Annotated in this window: 2 protein-coding genes; one reads left to right on the top strand and one right to left on the bottom strand. The window is 68.5% G+C overall.

Annotation, left to right across the window (positions count from 1 at the left end):
* Positions 1 to 12: 12 nt before the first annotated feature.
* Complete coding sequence (locus tag U9980_RS09150; protein ID WP_322749151.1) at positions 13 to 675, bottom strand: O-methyltransferase; 663 nt, start codon at positions 673 to 675, stop codon at positions 13 to 15.
* 168 nt (positions 676 to 843) lie between these two features.
* Between U9980_RS09150 and sigE the strand changes: the two genes are divergently transcribed.
* Positions 844 to 1,560, top strand: a 717-nt coding sequence (gene sigE, locus U9980_RS09145) for an RNA polymerase sigma factor SigE (protein ID WP_322767528.1), incomplete at its 3' end; no start/stop codon positions are given.

Genomic DNA, 1,560 nt, shown 5'->3' with positions numbered 1-1,560 from the left:
GTAGACGAGCGCTCACCCGACCGGTGACGACTTCGCGACAACCGCGACGATCAGGCCGTCACCGGCGGTCAGGAGCATCGGCGTCAGCCGGATGTCGTCCCGCACGGCGGTCGCGAGCTCCCGGGCCGCGACGGCCTCGGGATCGCGAGCTGCCAGGTCCGCGACCCGCCCACCGGCGAGCATGCCGGCGAACACCACGATCCCGCCCGGCCGCAGAAGGCGGAGGGCCTGGTTGAGGTAATCGGTGGCCTCACGTCTGTCCGCATCGCAGAAGACCAGGTCATAAGCACCGTCGGTGAGGCGGGGCAGGACGTCGAGGGCCCGGCCCGTTATCAGCCGGCTGCGGTTGGATGCCATTCCCGCGTCGGCATACGTGCGGCGCGCGAGCCGGAGATGTTCGGCCTCGACGTCAATGGTGGTGAGCGTTCCGTCCGGCCGCATACCGCGCAGGAGCCAGGTACCGGACACCCCCGTACCTGTTCCGATTTCGACGACGGTGCGGGCGGCGACACAGGCGGCGAGAAAACGAAGGATGGACCCGGCGCCCGGGCTGACGGGCACGATCCCGACCTCCTCGGCGCGTGCCCGGGCAGCTCTCAGCGGAGGGTCTTCCAACAGGAAGCCCTCGGTGTATTCGGAGGCCGGATCGACGGCTCCGGTGGCTGTGTCGGGCATGACATAGGCAGCCTACGGGAACGCCCGCTGTGCATGGTGCGTTCGTCTGGTCAGCGCACCTCGTGTCGGGATGGATCGAGGGGAGATCAGCCGGTGTCCGCTGCGGGTTTTGCCGCGCCATGGCCGGCGCGTCGGGTACGTTCGTCGCGAACCGAGCGAGAGGCGACCGTGACCGGACAGGACGCGCGTCTGGCGACGTTCGCGCCCGGGCGGTCGGTTTCGCCACGTCCGGTGTCGGACGGCGACGCCGTACGTGACGAAACCGTCGCGGTCGACGTCGCCGGGACGGACCTGACCACGTGGGTACCACCCACGTGGGAAGAGGTCGTCCGAGATCACGGTAATCGGGTGTATCGGCTCGCTTACCGGCTTACGGGGAACGCACACGATGCCGAGGACCTCACCCAGGATGTCTTCGTGCGGGTGTTCCGGTCGCTGGCCGATTACACGCCCGGCACCTTTGAGGGCTGGCTGCACCGGATCACCACAAACCTCTTCCTGGACCGGATGCGCCGCCAGCAGAAGATTCGGTTCGACGCGCTGCCGGACGACCCGGAACGCCTTGCCGGCCGCGAAGCGAGTCCCGAGGCTGTATATGCGGAGTCGCATCTCGATGCCGACATCGAAGGTGCGCTGGCAGCGCTCCCGCCCGATTTCCGGGCTGCGGTCGTGCTGTGCGACATCGAACAGTTGTCCTATGAGGAGATCGCGCAGACTCTCGGCGTGAAACTCGGGACCGTCCGTAGTCGGATCTCCCGGGGCCGGGCCATGTTGCGCCAAACACTCGCCGATCGTGCGCCGCGTGCGTCGGTGCCGGCAGACGGGCCGGCCGTGTGCCCAGCATCGGGCACCGCGACGGACGACGCCGTTCCAGCTGACGCCGTT

It is taken from the genome of Protofrankia sp. Cr1 (genome assembly GCF_963555865.1).
GTDB lineage: Bacteria > Actinomycetota > Actinomycetes > Frankiales > Frankiaceae > Protofrankia.
Note: the sequence above shows the minus strand (reverse complement) of the source record. Positions and strands in the feature narration are given on the sequence as shown.